Here is a 17076-nt window from a genome sequence, read left to right on the forward strand (position 1 = left end):
CGCCGCCCCCCGCCGCCCCGCCCCCGACGGCCTGCTCAGCGCCTTCGACGCCCGGCTGCCGTTCACGCTGACCGAGGGACAGCGGCAGGTCAGCGCGGAGATCTTCGCCGACCTGGCCGCCGAGCACCCCATGCACCGGCTGCTCCAGGGCGAGGTCGGCAGCGGCAAGACCCTGGTCGCGCTGCGCGCCATGCTCGCCGTCGCGGACTCCGGCGGCCAGTCGGCGCTGCTCGCGCCCACCGAGGTGCTGGCCCAGCAGCACCACCGCTCCATCACCGGGATGATGGGGCCGCTGGCCGAGGGCGGGATGCTGGGCGGGTCCGAGCGGGGCACGAAGGTGGTGCTGCTGACCGGCTCCATGGGGGCGGCGGCCCGGCGGCGGGCGCTGCTGGACGCCGCGACCGGCGAGGCGGGCATCGTGATCGGCACGCACGCGCTGATCGAGGACGTGGTGACGTTCCACGACCTCGGGCTGGTGGTCGTGGACGAGCAGCACCGCTTCGGCGTCGAGCAGCGCGACGCCCTGCGCGCCAAGGGCGAGCGGCCACCCCACCTGCTGGTGATGACCGCGACGCCGATCCCGCGCACGGTCGCGATGACCGTCTTCGGGGACCTGGAGACCTCGGTGCTGGACCAGCTCCCCGAGGGCCGCTCCCCGATCGCCAGCCACGTCGTTCCGGCCAGGGACAAGCCGCACTTCCTCTCCCGGGCGTGGGAGCGGGTCCGCGAGGAGGTCGAGGCGGGCCACCAGGCGTACGTCGTCTGCCCGCGCATCGGGGACGACGAGGAGCCGGGCCCGGGCGCGGCGGCGAAGAAGGGCCGGGCCGGGGAGCCGGAGGGCGAGGAGCGCCGCCCGCCGCTCGCCGTGCTGGACGTGGCGGCCGAGCTGGCCGGGGGCCCGCTGCGCGGCCTGCGCACCGAGGTGCTGCACGGCCGCCTCGCCCCGGACGCCAAGGACGACGTGATGCGCCGCTTCGCCGCCGGGGAGGTCGACGTGCTGGTGGCCACCACGGTGATCGAGGTCGGGGTCAACGTGCCCAACGCCACCGCCATGGTGATCATGGACGCGGACCGGTTCGGCGTCTCCCAGCTCCACCAGTTGCGCGGTCGCGTCGGCCGCGGCACCGCGCCGGGGCTGTGCCTGCTGGTCAGCGAGGCCCCGGAGGGCAGCGCCGCCCGGACCCGGCTGGCGGCGGTGGCGGCGACGACGGACGGCTTCGAGCTGTCCCGCGTCGATCTGGAGCAGCGCCGGGAGGGCGACGTGCTGGGCCAGGCCCAGTCGGGCGGGCGGAGCAGCCTGCGGATGCTCGCCGTCATCGACGACGAGGAGGTCATCGCCGAGGCCCGCGCGGAGGCCACCGCCCTGGTCGCCGCCGACCCGGACCTGGCCGGTTCGCCCGCCCTGCGGGCGGCGCTGGACGCGCTGCTCGACGCGGCGCGCGAGGAGTTCCTCGACAAGGGCTGACCTGCGCCTCGACCCTGTCTGACGGCCCGTCAATTGTCAGTGCCGCCTGGGAGAATGATTCCAGTCCGCGCCGATCCATCCGGGATCGGGCGGGATGGACCGTTGGGGGTTGCTCGATGGCATTCCGGCACATCAACGAACTGCCGCTCGGCGACAAGATCTTCCGCGTCGAGCTGGCGAGCGACGACGACATCACCGTGACCCTGTCCCTGACCGGCTGGCGCGAGTCGCTGCCCGAGGTCCCGCTGGCCTCCGGCTCGCTCACCATGCCCCTGGCCGACGTCCCCACGCTGCGCATCGCCCTCAACCGGGGCCTGCGCGCGCTCGCCCTGGCCGCCGACGTCGCGGAGCCCATCCCGGACCGGGACATCCTCCGCGAGCTGTTCCCCGGCCACGGCGCCCCCTGGATCCCGCAGCACGAGGAGGACCTCACCCGCCGGTTCCACGCCGGCGAGACCATCGCCCGCATAGCGGCCCGCTTCGGCCGCACGCCCGACTCCGTGCGCACCAAGCTCAGGGAGCTGGGCCACGACCCGCGCCGCCCGGAGCACTGCCCGCCCGACGGCTGCATGTCGTGGTCGCGGTATGCCTCGCCGGCGCTGATCGGCGCCCCCGAGGAGCCCGCCGGGAGCTGACAGCGTGTGCTCGGCGCGTGCTCATCCGCCGCGCACATGTTCTTGATTCCGTAAAGGGGGTCCCCCGGAGCGCATCCGGGGGACTACGGTGAGTACGCACGGGCATCGGACGCCGCATATCGGAAGGATTCAGCATGACCGATCGCCGCGAAGCTCCGCGGGACCGGAGCCTCGGGCCGGACGCGCTCACCGTGCTGGGAGTCGGGATCCCGGGCCAGCGGGCCTACCCGGGCCAGGACTCCTCGGAGCACGCTCGCCGGCTGCTCCGCCGCGCGGTCAACGCCGACCGGCCGGGCGAGGAGATACTCCGCCTGCTGTCGGCCGCCCGCGGGTACGGCATCGAGCGGCTGCCCGAGCCCCGCGGCCACGCCGGCGGCGGGCACTGGTGCTCGCTGTACGAGCACGCCTTCCTGCTCGACGACGACAGCGAGCTCTGCCTGTACGAGCTGGAGCACGACCGCACGGCGGACGGCGGGCTCGTCTGCGAGGTCTACCCGGACGTGCTGAGCGCGGGGCGCGCCGCCCAGCGGCACGCCCGCGTCCGGGGAGGTGACGCCTGACGCCGCCCACCGGGAGCGTCCCCGGGCCCCTCGCCGTGCTCGTCGGCGAGGGGCCCGTATAGCGTGGAGTCCGACGGCTGACGGACGAGCGTGTGAAGGGGACGAGGACGCCCATGACCCGCGTGATCGCCGGCATCGCCGGCGGGCGGCGGCTGGCGGTGCCGCCGGGCGGTGGCACCCGCCCGACGTCCGACCGGGCGCGCGAGGGGCTGTTCTCCACCTGGACCGCGCTGTGGGGCCCGCTCGACGGGGCCCGGGTGCTCGACCTCTACGGCGGCTCGGGTGCCGTCGGCCTGGAGGCGCTCTCCCGCGGAGCCGCTCACGCCCTGCTCGCCGAGACCGACGCGAGAGCCGCCAGGACCATCAGGGACAACATCCGCGCCCTCGGGCTGCCCGGCGCCGAGCTGCGCGCCGCGCGGGCCGAGCAGCTCGCCGCGGCACCGCCCGCCGATGGCCCCTATGACCTGGTTTTTCTCGATCCGCCCTATGCCGTGGGCGACGACGATCTCCGCGAGATCCTGCTCACACTCGTGACGAACGGCTGGCTGGCGGCCGGTGCCGTCGTCACGGTGGAGCGCAGCACCCGGGGCGGTGCCTTCGACTGGCCGGACGGATTCCAGGGGCTGCGTTCACGCCGCTACGGCGAGGGCACTCTCTGGTACGGACGGTCCACCGACCACCACGTAAGCGACCGGCCATGAGCGGCCGGAAGAGCGAGGAGAGACCGTTGCGCCGCGCAGTCTGTCCGGGGTCCTTCGACCCCATCACCAATGGCCACCTCGACATCGTCGCCCGCGCCTCGAAGCTCTACGACGTCGTCCATGTCGCCGTCATGATCAACAAGTCCAAGCAGGGGCTGTTCAGCGTGGAGGAGCGCATAGCCCTGATCGAGGAGTGCACCAGCGGCTACGGCAACGTCGTGGTCGAGGCGTTCCACGGCCTCCTCGTCGACTACTGCAAGCAGCGTGACATCCCCGCCATCGTCAAGGGGCTGCGGGCGGTCAGCGACTTCGACTACGAGCTGCAGATGGCCCAGATGAACAACGGCCTCTCCGGCGTCGAGACGATGTTCATCCCCACCAATCCCGTCTACAGCTTCCTCTCCTCCAGCCTGGTCAAGGAGGTCGCCGCCTGGGGCGGGGACGTCTCCCACCTGGTCCCCGAGCCCGTGCTGCGGGTCCTCGGGGAGCGGCTGGCCCAGCGCTAGAGGGCTTCCGCACGGCACCGGCCGCACCGACCGGTGCCCGCGGGTCCCCCGTTGGCCGTACAGTCGCACCGTGGACGTACAGCAGAAACTCGACGAGATCGTCGCGGCGGTCCGCAGCGCCAAGAGCATGCCCATGTCGGCGTCCTGCGTCATCAACCGCTCCGAGCTGCTCTCCCGGCTCGACGAGGTCCGCCAGGCGCTGCCCGGCTCGCTCGCCGAGGCCAGGGAGGTGCTCGGGGACCGCCACCAGGTCGTCGCCGAGGCCCAGCAGGAGGCGCGGCGCATCGTCGAGGCGGCGCACGCGGAACGCGGCTCGCTCGTCGGGACCACCGAGATCGTGCGCCAGGCGCGGGAGGAGGCCGCCCGCATCCTCGCCGAGGCCCGCCGCGAGGCCACCGAGGTGCGCGCCGAGGCCGACGACTACGTGGACAGCAAGCTGGCCAACTTCGAGGTGGTCCTCGGCAAGACCATCGGCTCGGTCGACCGCGGCCGGGCCAAGCTTCTCGGCCCCGACCGCGGCGACCCGCAGGAGCTGCTCGCGCAGGCCGACGCCTATGTCGACGCCCAGTTCGGCGCCATCGAGGCGGTGCTCCGCAAGACCCTGGAGGCGGTCGGCCGCGGCCGGCAGAAGCTGACCGGCCACCGCCCCAGCGACGAGCTGGCCGAGCACGTCGCCGAGCAGGAGGCGCGGGACGGCACCGGCGGCGGGCAGCCCGGCGACGCGTACTTCGACCGGGCCGAGCAGGACACCTACGACTACCTCGGGATGCCGCAGCCCGAGCCGGCCGCCCCGGCGGTCCCGGCCCCGGCTCCCGCCCCCGCGGGCTACGACGCGCCGGACCCGTACGCCCTCCAGCCCGCCGCGCGGGCCGACGGCTACGGCACCGGCCAGGACGGCTACGACGGCCGGCCCTACGGCCAGGAGCAGGGCTACGCGCCCGCCACCCCGTACGGCGACGACGGCTACGGCGCCGGCGGATACCCCCAGGAGGACCCCTACGCGCAGCCGTCGGCCCAGCAGCAGCCGTCGTACGGATACCCGTCCCCGGCGGTGCTGGACGAGACCAGCCTCTTCGACACCGGCATGATCGACGCCGAGCAGCTCCGCCGCTACCAGCAAGGACAGTCCTGACCGCCGCCGATTGGGTGCCCGGCGGCCCGGGAGGTATGCTGGCTCTTCGGCCGTGGCACCCGTCTCCCGACTCGTGATCCCGGCCGCCCGCCCGGCCCCTCGGTGAGGGGCCTGCGTGCGCGGCTCCGTCGCAGGCAGCACCGTGAGAAAGCAGAACGCCCTGAACGCCCCGCTGGACCACCGAGCCCCTCTCGTGTTCGACACACGTGAGCTGGGGCGGCGTCCCGGTGCGCTCAAGCGGATCTCCCGCACGGTCGACGCCCCGCCCGACCTCGGCACCGAGGTCATCGGGGTCCCCGAAGGGGCGCCGCTGACGGTGGAGCTGCGCATGGAGTCGGTGATGGAGGGTGTGCTGGTCACCGGCACCGTCCGGGCGCCGCTGGCGGGGGAGTGCGTAAGGTGTCTGGAGCCGCTGGCCCGTGAGGGCGAGGCGGAGTTCCAGGAGATGTTCTCGTACCCCGAGACCGATGGGCACGGCCGCCGTCCGGCGGACGCCGTCGAGGACGAGGGGGACGAGGAGACGCTGTTCCTTCAGGGCGACCTGTTCGACCTTGAGCCCGTGCTGCGCGACGCGGTGGTGCTGTCACTGCCGCTGCAGCCGGTGTGCCGGGAGGACTGCCCGGGTCTGTGCCCCGAGTGCGGGGCACTGCTCGCGGAGGACCCCGACCACCATCACGACGACGCCGTCGACATCCGTTGGGCGGCTCTGCGGGAGTTCGCCGGGACCCTCGGTCCCGGGGAGACCTCCGGCAGGCAGGACAAGCAGAACAAGGCACCCCGCGGTCGCGGGGACGAATCACAGGAGAAGTAGCCGTGGCTGTTCCGAAGCGGAAGATGTCGCGCAGCAACACGCGCCACCGCCGGTCGCAGTGGAAGGCTGTGGCCCCGAGCCTGGTGCGTTGCGAGCGCTGCCAGGAGCCGAGGCTGCAGCACACCGCGTGCGGCAACTGCGGCACCTACAACCGTCGTCAGGTCCTCGAGGTCTGATCGGCGGGTGACAGGCTCCATGCCACACGCCAGGAGGTCGCAGCCCCAGGCGTCGGAGGACACAGCCTCATCCCTCGCGATTCTGGAAGGGCGGCTCGGCTACCGGCTCGAGCCCGCCCTTCTGGTGCGTGCGCTGACCCACCGCAGCTACGCGTACGAAAACGGCGGACTGCCGACCAACGAGCGGCTGGAGTTCCTCGGGGACTCCGTGCTCGGCCTGGTCGTCACCGACACCCTGTATCGCAGGCATCCGGACCTGGCCGAGGGACAGCTCGCCAAGCTGCGCGCGGCGGTGGTGCAGGCCAGGGCGCTGGCCGAGGTGGCCCGCGGGCTCGACCTGGGCGCCTTCGTCCGGCTCGGGCGGGGCGAGGAGGGCACGGGCGGCCGGAACAAGGCGTCGATCCTCGCGGACACCCTGGAGGCCGTGATCGGCGCCGTCTACCTCGACCAGGGCCTGGACGCGGCGGACGAGCTGGTGCACCGGCTCTTCGACCCGGTGATCGAGCGCTCCTCGAACCTGGGCGCGGGGCTCGACTGGAAGACCAGCCTCCAGGAGCTGAGCGCGGCGGAGGGCCTCGGCGTGCCCGAGTACGTGATCACGGAGAGCGGCCCGGACCACGAGAAGACCTTCACCGCTGCCGCCCGTGTCGGTGGCGAGACCTACGGCACCGGCACCGGCCGCAGCAAGAAGGAAGCCGAGCAGCAGGCCGCCGAGACGGCCTGGCGGGCCATCCGTTCCGCGATCGACGGCCGCGACGGCACCGCGACGGCCGGGGGAGCGCCCGTTGCCTGAGCTGCCGGAGGTCGAGGTCGTCCGGCGCGGCCTCGACCGCTGGATCAGCGGCCGGACCATCACCGCGGCGGAGGTGCTGCACCCGCGCGCCGTCCGCCGCCACGTGGCGGGCGCCGGGGACTTCGCCGACCGGCTGCGGGGCGCGCGGGTGGCCGACGTGCGCCGCCGGGGCAAGTATCTGTGGCTGCCGCTGGGGTCCGAGTTCGCGCTGCTGGCGCACCTGGGCATGAGCGGGCAGCTTCTCGTCCAGCCGGACCGCGCCCCTGACGAGAAGCACCTGCGGATCCGGATCACGTTCACCGACCCGGCGGGCGGCGAGCTGCGCTTCGTCGACCAGCGGACCTTCGGCGGGCTGTCCCTCCACCCGGTCACGACGGACGGGGTGCCGGACGTGATCGGGCACATCGCGCGCGACCCGATGGACCCGGAGTTCGACGAGGACGCCTTCCACGCGGCGCTGCGCCGCCGCCGGACGACCATCAAGCGGGCGCTGCTCGACCAGTCGCTCATCAGCGGCGTCGGGAACATCTACGCCGACGAGGCGCTGTGGCGCACCGGGCTGCACTACGACCGCCCGACCGCCGGCCTCACCCGGACCAGGACCGCCGAGCTGGTCACGCACATCCGCGCGGTGATGGCGGCGGCCCTGGCGGTCGGCGGCACGAGCTTCGACAGCCTCTACGTGAACGTCAACGGCGAGTCCGGCTACTTCGACCGCTCGCTGGACGTGTACGGCCGCGAGGGCCGCCCCTGCCGCCGCTGCGCCACCCCGGTCCGCAGGCGCCCGTGGATGAACCGCTCCAGCTACTTCTGCCCCCGCTGCCAGCGCCCGCCGCGCCTGCCGCGGCCTTGAGGCCCGGCCCGGCGGCGCCGGGTCAGAAGCCGAACTCCTGCGTCCACCAGGGGCCGTCGGCCTGGATGTGGACACCGATGCCCACGGTGGTGAACGCGCAGTTCAGGATGTTGGCGCGGTGGCCCTCGCTCTCCATCCAGGCGTCCATGACCGCCTCCGGGTTCGGCTGGCCCCAGGCGATGTTCTCGGCGCCCAGGCTGGTCACGCCCGCCGCGGCCGCGTGGTCCCACGGGGTGAGCCCGTCCGGGTCGGTGTGCGCGAAGTAGTCCCGTGCGGCCATGTCCGCGCTGCGGCCGGCGGCCAGCTCCGTCAGCTCCGGGTCGGTGGTCAGCGGTCGGCAGCCGACGGCCGCCCGCTCCTCGTTGACCAGGGCCAGCACCGCCTGGGCGGCGGCCAGCTCGGGGTCCGTGACCGGGGCGGGAGCAGGGGCGGGGGCGGGCTCCGGGGCCTCCTCGGCGGGCGGGTCGGCCCGGTCCGGCTCGGGTGCCGCCTCGGCGTCCCGCTCCTCCTCGGGCTCCGGCTCCTGCTCCGCGGCCTCGGGCTCCGGCTCCGGGGCGGTCCTGGACCCGGCCTCCGGCTCGGGCTCCCGCTCCCGGGGGGAGGGCTGCTCCCGCGAGGGGGCCGGTGTCCCGGCGGACGACGTCTCCTCCTCGGCCGGCCCCGACGTCTGGCCGGTCGGCTCCGGCGCGCTGCCGCGCTCCTCCGCCCGCGGGGACGAGGGCGAGGACGACGCCCCGGCGGAGGCGGCGCTCCGCTCGACGGCCGTCCGCTCGTCGGGGCCGCTGAGCGTGAGGCCGTCCCCGAGACCGGGCAACAGGCCCGTGCTCACGGCCACCGCACCCACGGCGAGGGCCGCGGAGGCACCGATCAGCCCGGTCCGCGCATGCCCCCCATGGCGGCGATGGCGTCCCATCCGACGCACCTTCCTTGTCACCTAGATGATCACAAATCACCCGAACAGGTGATTCGTTACCGCGTGACTGTACGCGATGTGAGCATGGGCGCCAGTGTCTCGCTCCGGATCGAGGGGATAGCGTGCGTCACATGGACCGACCGACTCCGCCGTCCGCCGGTGATTCCGGGCCCGTCCGGCTGACCGCCTGGGTGCGCGGCCAGGTGCAGGGCGTGGGCTTCCGCTGGCACACGCGCGCCCGCGCGCTGGCCATCGGCGAGCTGCGTGGATTTGCCCTGAATCTGGCGGACGGCCGGGTGCAGGTCGTCGCGGAGGGCGACCGCGAGCGGTGCCTCCTCCTGCTGGAGTGGCTCCGCGGCGGCGACACGCCCGGACGGGTGACGGGCGTCACCGAGATTTGGGACACACCGCGCGGGGGATACGAGGGCTTCTCGGTCCGCTGAGGGGTGCGCCCGGGGCCCCGGGAAAATTCCGGAAACTGCTTGCCAACCCCGCTCCGACGTGCGAGGCTGCCGCCACCACCGCCGCCCGGCGGAGCCGCCCGACCCGCCGACGAGTGATCCTCCACCCCCTCGCGCGGGCCTTCCGAGGCCATGGCACACGGGCGATACGCGGTGTGATCGTGTTGACCGTCCCACTTTTTGGTGAGACGCTGAAAGTCCCGCGCATCTCAGCTTTGTGACCCTGGAACACATCGCGGAGCCCATGGCGCGGATTCATTCACCTCATGACCCACCAACGGCTTCGGTCGGTCACTCAGTGTGGAGGACCATCCATCATGGCAAAGGCGCTTCTTGGTCACGTCGGCGGCTTCGACCCCCGAGTGCTCGCCGAGATGCGGCGGCTTCAGCAGCGCGTTCAGGACCTGGAGACGCAGCTCCTCCGGGTCCAGGCGGAGAACGACGCGCTTGCCGCCGCCGCCCGGCACGGCGACTCGGTGCTCGACAGCATCGACGTGCACAAGGCGGAGCCCGCCCTGACCTGACCTCAAAGGCGAGGCAGACCGCGAGGGCACGGCTTGGCTTGCGGAAGTAGTTAATGCGAGGGACGCTTCGGCGTCCCTTCGTCATGTGCGGGTCCCCTGGCACCGCTTGGCTTGCTTGGCTCACTGACTGATGTGCCCTGCATCCTCTGCGTCGAAACGGCGAATCCCAGAAGAGCGACAGGTAAAGTCCCACGGCGTGCACCTCAAGAGCCTGACCCTGCGCGGGTTCAAATCCTTCGCGTCCGCCACCACGCTGCGCTTCGAGCCCGGAATCACCTGCGTGGTCGGCCCCAACGGGTCCGGCAAGTCCAATGTGGTGGACGCCCTTTCGTGGGTCATGGGGGAGCAGGGCGCCAAGTCGCTGCGCGGCGGCAAGATGGAGGACGTCATCTTCGCCGGCACCACGGGCCGCCCGCCGCTCGGCCGCGCCGAGGTGTCCCTGACCATCGACAACTCCGACGGCGCCCTCCCGATCGACTACACCGAGGTCACCATCACGCGGACCATGTTCCGCAACGGCGGCAGCGAGTACCAGATCAACGGCGACACCTGCCGCCTCCTCGATGTCCAGGAGCTGCTGTCCGACTCCGGCATCGGCCGCGAGATGCACGTCATCGTCGGGCAGGGCCAGCTCGACTCCGTCCTGCACGCCGACCCCACCGGCCGCCGCGCCTTCATCGAGGAGGCCGCGGGCGTGCTCAAGCACCGCAAGCGCAAGGAGAAGGCGCTGCGGAAGCTGGACGCCATGCAGGCGAACCTGGCCCGCGTCCAGGACCTCACCGACGAACTGCGCCGCCAGCTCAAGCCGCTGGGGCGGCAGGCCGCGGTCGCCCGGCGGGCCGCCGTCATCCAGGCCGACCTGCGGGACGCCAGGCTCCGGCTGCTCGCCGACGACCTGGTGACGCTGCGGACCGCGCTGCGCGCCGAGATCGCGGACGAGGCCGCCCTGAAGCAGCGCAAGGAGGCCGCCGAGGAGCGCCTGCGGGAGGCCCTGCGCCGGGAGGCGGAGCTCGAACAGGAGGTGCGGACCCTCGCGCCGCGCGTGCAGCGGGCCCAGACCACCTGGCACGAGCTGTCGCAGCTCGCCGAGCGGGTGCGGGGCACCGTCAGCCTCGCCGACGCCCGGATCACCAGCGCCCGCGCCCAGGTGCCCGAGGAGCGGCGGGGGCGCGATCCGGAGGACATGGAACGGGAGGCCGCCCGGATCCGCGAGCAGGAGGCCGAGCTGACGGCGGCCATGGAGGCGGCCGACCGGGCGCTGGAGGACACCGTCGAGCACCGGGCCGCGCTCGAACGGGCGCTGGCCGAGGAGGAGCGGCGGCTGAAGGACGCGGCCCGCGCCCTCGCGGACCGCCGCGAGGGCCTGGCCCGGCTGCACGGGCAGGCGAACGCCGCCCGCAGCCGCGCCGCGTCGGCCCAGTCCCAGATCGACCGGCTGGCCACCGCCCGCGACGAGGCGCGCGAGCGGGCCGCCGCGGCCCAGCGCGAGTACGAGGCGCTGCGCGCCGAGGTGGACGGGCTCGACGCGGACGACACCGAGCTGGCCGGGGAGCACGAGGCGGCCAGGGCCGCCCTCGCCGCCGCCGAGTCCGCGCTGACCGCCGCCAGGGAGGCCGCCACCGCCGTGGAACGGGAGCGCGCCGCCGTCTCCGCCCGGCACGACGCGCTCGCCCTCGGCCTGCGCCGCAAGGACGGCACCGGCGCGCTGCTGGCCGCCGCCGACCGGCTCGCGGGGCTGCTCGGCCCGGCGGCCGGGCTGCTGACCGTCACGCCGGGGTTCGAGGTCCCGGTGGCCGCCGCCCTGGGCGTGGCCGCCGACGCGGTGGCCGTGGACGGGCCCGCCACGGCGGCCGAGGCGCTGCGGCTGCTGCGCAAGACCGATGCGGGCCGGGCGGCCCTGCTGCTCGGCGCGCCCGGCGCCCCGGCCGAGTCCGCCGCGTCGGGGCCGGAGGGCGGCGCCCCCGCCGTGCCCGGGCCGGGGGCCGAGCCGGTCCCGGCGGCGGCCCTGGTGAGCGGCCCCGCGCATCTGCTGCCCGCCGTGCGCCGCCTGCTGCGCGACGTCGTGGTGGTCGGCACGCTGGACGACGCCCAGCAGGTGCTGGCCGCCCGGCCGGAGCTGACCGCCGTCACCACCGAGGGCGACCTGCTGTCCCGGCACCTGGCCCAGGGCGGGTCGGCCGGCGCGCCCAGCCTGCTGGAGGTCCAGGCGTCGGTGGACGAGGCGGCGGCGGCGCTGCGCCGTCTGACCGGGCGCTGCGCGGAGCTGGCCGCCGCCCAGGAGGAAGCGGACGAGCGGCGCCGGGCGTGCGCCGCGGCGGTGGAGGAGCTGGCCCGGCGGCGCAGCGCGGCGGAGCGGGAGAAGTCGAAGGTGGCCCAGGACCTGGGCCGCCTGGCGGGCCAGGCGCGGGCGGCCGGTGGCGAGGCGGACCGGGCGGAGGCCGCCGTGGCGCGGGCCAGGGAGGAGCTGGCCCGCGCCGTCGAGCAGGCCGAGGAGCTGGCCGAGCGGCTGGCGGTCGCGGAGGAGGCGGCGGACGGCGAGGAGGAGCCGGACACGACGGTCCGCGACCGGCTCGCGGCCGACGGCGCCAATGCCCGGCAGACCGAGATGGAGGCCAGGCTGCAGCTGCGCACCCACGAGGAGCGGGTCAGGGGACTGGCCGGCCGGGCGGATTCCTTGGACCGCGCGGCGCGCGCCGAGCGGGAGGCGCGGGCGCGCGCCGAGCAGCGGCGCGCGCGGATGCGGCACGAGGCCGCGGTCGCCGCCGCCGTGGCCGCCGGGGCGCGGCAGCTCCTGGCGCATGTGGAGGTCTCGCTGGCCCGTGCCCTGCGGGAGCGGGAGGTCGCCGAGCGGGCCAGGGCGGAACGGGAGCAGGCGCTCGTGGTCGAGCGCAACGCGGGGCGGGAGCTGAAGGAGGAGCTGGACAAGCTGACCGACTCGGTGCACCGCGGGGAGGTGCTGGGCGCGGAGAAACGCCTGCGCATCGAGCAGCTGGAGGCCAGGGCGCTGGAGGAGCTGGGCGTCGAGCCGGAGATCCTGGTCCGCGAGTACGGCCCGGACCAGTTGGTGCCGCCCGCGCCGCCCGCCGAGGGCGAGGAGCTGCCCGCGGACCCGGACGACCCGCGCAACAAGCCGCGGCCCTACCGCCGGGCCGAGCAGGAGAAGCGGCTGCGGGCCGCCGAGCGGGCGTACAAGCAGTTGGGCAAGGTCAACCCGCTGGCGCTGGAGGAGTTCGCGGCCCTGGAGGAGCGGCACAAGTTCCTCAGCGAGCAGCTCGACGACCTCAAGAAGACGCGCGCCGACCTGCTTCAGGTGGTGAAGGACGTGGACGAGCGGGTGGAGCAGGTCTTCACCGCCGCCTACCACGACACGGCCCGCGAGTTCGAGGGCGTCTTCTCCCGGCTCTTCCCGGGCGGCGAGGGACGGCTGCTGCTGACGGACCCGGCGAACATGCTGACCACGGGCGTGGACGTGGAGGCCAGACCGCCGGGCAAGAAGGTCAAGCGCCTGTCGCTGCTCTCCGGCGGCGAGCGCTCGCTGACGGCGGTGGCCCTGCTGGTGTCGATCTTCAAGGCGCGGCCCAGCCCGTTCTACGTCATGGACGAGGTCGAGGCGGCGCTGGACGACACCAACCTCCAGCGGCTGATCCGGATCATGGAGGAGCTCAAGGACAGCTCCCAGCTCATCGTGATCACCCATCAGAAGCGGACCATGGAGGTCGCGGACGCCCTGTACGGCGTTTCCATGCAGGGAGACGGGGTATCCAAGGTGATCAGTCAGCGCCTCTCTTCATGACGTGAAAAGCCATCAGGCGCATGTGAGCGGGATCACGGATTTCAGGCGGACTTGACTTAGGAGCTTGAAGGCATAACCTCTCCAAGGCCGCTCGTACGTTCAACTGGTGGCTCTCGTGCGGATGTGCCCCACTGGACCGTGCGAGCTGAAGGACGGACCGGCAGTGCCGCCGGACACCCAGGAGTGCACCGTGACCCCAACCACCAAGGTGGAGCCGGCGGCCCGTGACCGACGCCCGCCGCACCTCACCTACGTGATCTTCATCGCCGCCACCGCGGCGCTGGGAGGCTTTCTCTTCGGCTACGACAGCGCCGTCATCAACGGCGCCGTCGAGGGGATCCGCGGCAGATTCGACATCTCCTCCGGCAGGCTCGGCACCGTCGTGGCCATCGCGCTCCTCGGCGCCGCGCTCGGCGCGGTCGTCGCCGGCCGCCTCGCCGACCGTCTCGGCCGCATCCGCGTCATGCAGATCGCCGCGGTGATCTTCGCCGTCAGCAGCGTCGGCTCGGCGCTGCCGTTCGGGGTCTGGGACCTGGCGTTCTGGCGCACGCTGGGCGGCGTCGCCATCGGCATGGCCTCGGTCATCGCCCCCGCCTACATCGCCGAGGTCTCCCCGCCCGCGTACCGGGGCCGGCTCGCCTCCTTCCAGCAGGCCGCGATCGTGCTCGGCATCGCCATCTCCCAGCTCGTCAACTACGCGCTGGTCAACCTCGCCGACGACGACCAGCGCGGCTCGCTCCTCGGCCTGGAGGCATGGCAGGTCATGCTCGGCGTCGGGGCGATCCCCGCCCTGCTCTACGGCCTGATGACCCTGCGCATCCCCGAGTCGCCGCGCTTCCTGATCAGCGCCGGCCGGCGGGACGACGCGCGGCGCGTGCTCGCCGACGTGGAGGGCGCGGACACCGACCTGGACGCCCGGGTCGCCGAGATCGAGCACCACATCCGCACCGAGCACAGGTCCACCTGGCGCGACCTGATCGGCGGGCGGGCCGGGCTGCTGCCCATCGTCTGGATCGGCATCGGCCTGTCGGTCTTCCAGCAGCTCGTCGGCATCAACGTGATCTTCTACTACTCGAACTCGCTGTGGCAGTCGGTCGGCGTCGACCCCGAGGGCTCGTTCTTCTACTCGTTCACCACGTCGATCATCAACATCATCGGCACGATCATCGCCATGCTCCTGGTGGACCGCATCGGCCGCAAGCCGCTCGCCCTCATCGGCTCCGCGGGCATGGCCGTCTCGCTGGGCCTGGCCGCCTGGGCGTTCTCCTTCAAGGAGGGGACCGGCGACGACATCCGGCTCCCCGACACCCAGGGCACCGTGGCCCTGATCGGCGCCCACGGCTTCGTGCTGTTCTTCGCCCTCTCCTGGGGCGTGGTCGTCTGGGTGCTGCTCGGCGAGATGTTCCCCAACCGGATCCGCGCCGCCGCGCTGGGCGTCGCCGCCTCCGCGCAGTGGGTCGCCAACTGGGCCATCAGCCAGAGCTTCCCGACCCTGTCGGACTGGAACCTCTCCGGCGCCTACGTGATGTACACCTGCTTCGCCGTGCTCTCGATCCCGTTCATCCTGCTGTGGGTGCCGGAGACGAAGGGCAAGGCGTTGGAGGAGATGGGCTGACCCCCCCGCCGCCCGTCTCCTCGTTCACCACCGCTGCCCCTGTCCGCCACTCGCGGGCGGGGGCAGCGGTCCCCGGGGGCCGCTTCGGTACGTTAGACCCGTTGTCCCACCGCCAGGCCGCTCAAGGGAACCGATGGACATCCTCATCCTCGTCGTCATCATCGCCGTGGTCGCCGTCGCCGCGATCAGCGGGCTCGTCGTCACCAGTCGCCGCGGGAAGCGCGGGCAGGCGCCGCCGGAGGGCGGGCGGCCCGTGACGGCGGCGCCGCCCGAGCCGCGCGTCGGCGACGAGGCCGCCACGCCCGTGGACGAGGAGCGCCGCACCATCGAGGACGTCACGCTGCCCGGCGGCGCGGCGGCCCCGGTGCCCGAGGCGCCCCCGGTGGAGGTGCCCGAGCCCGCCGCGGGCCGGATGGTCCGGCTGCGCGCCCGGCTCGCCCGGTCGCAGAACACGCTGGGCCGCGGCCTGCTCACCCTGCTGGCCCGCGAGCACCTGGACGAGGACACCTGGGAGGAGATCGAGGACACGCTGCTGACCGCCGACATCGGCGTCGGCCCCACCCAGGAGCTGGTGGAGCGGCTGCGCGAGCGGGTCCGCGTGCTGGGCACCCGCACCCCCGACGGACTGCGGGCCCTGCTGCGCGAGGAACTGCTGGCCCAGCTCGGCCCCGACCTCGACCGGGTGGTCCACACCGAGGGCGGCGTCTCCGCCGAGGGCGAGGAGCTCCCGGCCGTGATCCTGGTGGTCGGCGTCAACGGCACGGGCAAGACCACCACCACCGGAAAGCTCGCGCGGGTCCTGGTCGCCGACGGCAGGTCCGTCGTCCTCGGTGCCGCCGACACCTTCCGCGCCGCCGCCGCCGACCAGCTCCAGACCTGGGGCGAGCGGGTCGGCGCCCGCACGGTGCGCGGTCCCGAGGGCGGCGACCCGGCCTCGGTGGCGTTCGACGCGGTCAAGGAGGGCATCGCCGCCGGCGCCGACGTGGTGCTGGTCGACACCGCCGGGCGGCTCCACACCAAGACCGGCCTCATGGACGAGCTGGGCAAGGTCAAGCGGGTCGTGGAGAAGCACGGCCCGGTCAACGAGGTGCTGCTCGTGCTGGACGCGACCACCGGGCAGAACGGCCTGGTCCAGGCCCGGGTCTTCGCGGAGGTCGTGGACATCACCGGCATCGCCCTTACCAAGCTCGACGGCACGGCCAAGGGCGGGATCGTCGTCGCCGTCCAGCGCGAGCTGGGCGTCCCGGTGAAGCTGGTGGGCCTGGGGGAGGGCCCGGACGACCTCGCCCCGTTCGAGCCCGAGGCGTTCGCCGACGCGCTGATCGGCTAACGCGCGCCGGGCCGCGCCGCGTCGTCCAGGGCCGGGCCGGACCGGCGGCAGGCGTAGGCCAGCACGCCCAGCAGCAGCCGGGCGCGGGGCGGTCGCGCGGCCGTCTCCAGACCGGGCGGGCGCAGCCAGCGGACCGGGCCCAGGCCCGCGTGGTCCGAGGGCGGCGCGGTCACGTGCCCTCCGGGCCCCAGGGCCCGCAGGTCCAGCGGGGCGTCGTCCCAGCCCGCCCGGTACAGCAGCCGGGGCAGCTCCGCCGCCGCGCCCGGCGCGACGAAGAACCAGGCCCTGCCGTGCGGCGCCAGGGCGACCGGGCCCAGCGGCAGGCCCATCCGCTCCAGCGGCGGCAGCGCCCGCAGCCCCGCGGTCGCGGGCACGTCGATCACGTCGAAGCTCCGCCCGGTGGGCAGCAGCACGGACGCGCCCGGCGTGCGCGCCCACGCGTCCACCACCCCCTCCAGCGTGGTGCCGGCCGGGATGAGGAGCGCCGGGTCGAGCGGATGCGCCCCCGGCGCCGGGCAGCCCGGCCGGCCGCAGGAGCAGTCCGGGCGGCCGTCGCCGCCCAGCCCGGCGCGCGCTCCCGGCAGCACGTCCCACCCCCACAGGCCGGTGTACTCCGCGACCGCCGTGGGGAAGCAGATCCGGTCGGCCCGCCGTCCGCCGATCGTGAAGCCCATGCCCCTCCAACGGGTCCGTTCGGCCGATGGTTACGGACCGGCACGGCGCGGCCGAACAGGGGGAGCGAGCCGGATCGTGCGCGCCCCCGTCGTGCTTCGCATCGCCCGCCGCCGGGGTGCCGTCCGCACAAGTC

The 17076-nt window shown here is 74.0% G+C and carries 17 protein-coding genes; 15 read left to right on the forward strand and 2 right to left on the reverse strand.

Going from position 1 to position 17076, the window contains the following annotated elements; genetic code table 11:
• The 10 genes from ACSNOC_RS06450 to mutM form a co-directional block, all read left to right on the forward strand.
• On the forward strand, positions 1 to 1465 hold a 1465-nt coding region (locus ACSNOC_RS06450), incomplete at its 5' end, for an ATP-dependent DNA helicase RecG (protein ID WP_436746279.1).
• Between the two features lie 116 nt (positions 1466 to 1581).
• On the forward strand, positions 1582 to 2100 hold the full coding sequence (locus ACSNOC_RS06455) for a hypothetical protein (protein WP_436746280.1): 519 nt from the start codon (positions 1582 to 1584) through the stop codon (positions 2098 to 2100).
• A gap of 134 nt (positions 2101 to 2234) precedes the next feature.
• Positions 2235 to 2660 carry a DUF6227 family protein gene (locus ACSNOC_RS06460; protein ID WP_436746281.1) on the forward strand — a complete coding sequence of 142 codons (426 nt, stop codon included), beginning with the start codon at positions 2235 to 2237 and terminating at the stop codon, positions 2658 to 2660.
• 113 nt (positions 2661 to 2773) lie between these two features.
• Entirely contained in the window at positions 2774 to 3361 is a 588-nt protein-coding gene (gene rsmD, locus ACSNOC_RS06465; RefSeq protein ID WP_436746282.1) for a 16S rRNA (guanine(966)-N(2))-methyltransferase RsmD, read from the forward strand.
• Positions 3362 to 3387: 26 nt separating this feature from the next.
• The gene (gene coaD, locus ACSNOC_RS06470) at positions 3388 to 3867 is read left to right on the forward strand and encodes a pantetheine-phosphate adenylyltransferase (RefSeq protein WP_436746325.1); all 480 of its coding nucleotides are present in this window, start codon (positions 3388 to 3390) and stop codon (positions 3865 to 3867) included.
• Positions 3868 to 3937: 70 nt separating this feature from the next.
• Positions 3938 to 4999 (forward strand): ATP synthase F0 subunit B, encoded by a 1062-nt coding sequence (locus ACSNOC_RS06475; protein WP_436746283.1) that lies wholly within the window; start codon positions 3938 to 3940, stop codon positions 4997 to 4999.
• Positions 5000 to 5192: 193 nt separating this feature from the next.
• Positions 5193 to 5810, forward strand: coding sequence for a YceD family protein (locus ACSNOC_RS06480; protein WP_436746284.1), 618 nt, complete (start codon positions 5193 to 5195; stop codon positions 5808 to 5810).
• Between the two features lie 2 nt (positions 5811 to 5812).
• Positions 5813 to 5986 carry a 50S ribosomal protein L32 gene (gene rpmF, locus ACSNOC_RS06485; RefSeq protein WP_326596328.1) on the forward strand — a complete coding sequence of 58 codons (174 nt, stop codon included), beginning with the start codon at positions 5813 to 5815 and terminating at the stop codon, positions 5984 to 5986.
• A gap of 19 nt (positions 5987 to 6005) precedes the next feature.
• Positions 6006 to 6779, forward strand: coding sequence for a ribonuclease III (gene rnc / locus ACSNOC_RS06490; RefSeq protein WP_436746285.1), 774 nt, complete (start codon positions 6006 to 6008; stop codon positions 6777 to 6779).
• Entirely contained in the window at positions 6772 to 7632 is an 861-nt protein-coding gene (mutM, locus tag ACSNOC_RS06495) for a bifunctional DNA-formamidopyrimidine glycosylase/DNA-(apurinic or apyrimidinic site) lyase (RefSeq protein ID WP_436746286.1), read from the forward strand. Before rnc ends, mutM begins: the two co-directional genes overlap by 8 nt.
• 22 nt (positions 7633 to 7654) lie before the next feature.
• Here the strand turns inward: mutM and ACSNOC_RS06500 are convergent, their stop codons facing one another.
• A complete protein-coding gene (locus tag ACSNOC_RS06500; protein ID WP_436746287.1) occupies positions 7655 to 8545 on the reverse strand; it encodes a CAP domain-containing protein in 891 nt (296 codons plus the stop codon).
• A gap of 131 nt (positions 8546 to 8676) precedes the next feature.
• On the opposite strand from ACSNOC_RS06500, the gene ACSNOC_RS06505 reads away from it, so the two are divergent.
• From ACSNOC_RS06505 to ftsY, 5 genes are all read left to right on the forward strand, one after another.
• On the forward strand, positions 8677 to 8988 hold the full coding sequence (locus ACSNOC_RS06505) for an acylphosphatase (protein ID WP_436746288.1): 312 nt from the start codon (positions 8677 to 8679) through the stop codon (positions 8986 to 8988).
• A 335-nt stretch (positions 8989 to 9323) separates the two neighbouring features.
• Positions 9324 to 9530 (forward strand): hypothetical protein, encoded by a 207-nt coding sequence (locus ACSNOC_RS06510; RefSeq protein WP_059011724.1) that lies wholly within the window; start codon positions 9324 to 9326, stop codon positions 9528 to 9530.
• A 196-nt stretch (positions 9531 to 9726) separates the two neighbouring features.
• A complete protein-coding gene (gene smc, locus ACSNOC_RS06515) occupies positions 9727 to 13323 on the forward strand; it encodes a chromosome segregation protein SMC (protein WP_436746289.1) in 3597 nt (1198 codons plus the stop codon).
• A 121-nt stretch (positions 13324 to 13444) separates the two neighbouring features.
• On the forward strand, positions 13445 to 14938 hold the full coding sequence (locus tag ACSNOC_RS06520; protein ID WP_436746326.1) for a sugar porter family MFS transporter: 1494 nt from the start codon (positions 13445 to 13447) through the stop codon (positions 14936 to 14938).
• A 133-nt stretch (positions 14939 to 15071) separates the two neighbouring features.
• The gene (ftsY, locus tag ACSNOC_RS06525) at positions 15072 to 16268 is read left to right on the forward strand and encodes a signal recognition particle-docking protein FtsY (protein ID WP_436746290.1); all 1197 of its coding nucleotides are present in this window, start codon (positions 15072 to 15074) and stop codon (positions 16266 to 16268) included.
• Here the strand turns inward: ftsY and ACSNOC_RS06530 are convergent.
• Positions 16265 to 16942 carry a bifunctional DNA primase/polymerase gene (locus ACSNOC_RS06530; RefSeq protein ID WP_436746291.1) on the reverse strand — a complete coding sequence of 226 codons (678 nt, stop codon included), beginning with the start codon at positions 16940 to 16942 and terminating at the stop codon, positions 16265 to 16267. The genes ftsY and ACSNOC_RS06530 overlap by 4 nt on opposite strands.
• Positions 16943 to 17076 lie beyond the last annotated feature (134 nt).

The sequence above is a fragment of the Streptomyces sp. URMC 129 genome (assembly GCF_051386415.1).
Taxonomy (GTDB): domain Bacteria; phylum Actinomycetota; class Actinomycetes; order Streptomycetales; family Streptomycetaceae; genus Streptomyces.